Source organism: Halalkalibacter sp. APA_J-10(15) (genome assembly GCF_023017105.1).
Lineage (GTDB): Bacteria > Bacillota > Bacilli > Bacillales > Bacillaceae_D > Halalkalibacter.
Window position 1 is genome coordinate 1 of sequence record NZ_JALKEV010000096.1, and the last position, 255, is coordinate 255.

The 255-nt window shown below is 53.7% G+C and carries 1 rRNA gene; it reads right to left on the reverse strand.

The annotated features are described in order from the left end of the window. Positions 1-255 (reverse strand): 23S ribosomal RNA (locus MW695_RS23300); the annotation flags it as partial.

Genomic DNA, 255 nt, shown 5'->3' on the forward strand with positions numbered 1-255 from the left:
CTAGTTGTAGGCACACGGTTTCAGGATCTCTTTCACTCCCCTCCCGGGGTGCTTTTCACCTTTCCCTCACGGTACTGGTTCACTATCGGTCACTAGGGAGTATTTAGCCTTGGGAGATGGTCCTCCCAGATTCCGACGGGGTTTCACGTGTCCCGCCGTACTCAGGATCCACTCTGGAGGAAACGAAGTTTCGGCTACAGGGCTGTTACCTTGTCTCGCGGATCTTTCCAGATCGCTTCACCTACTCCGTTTCTT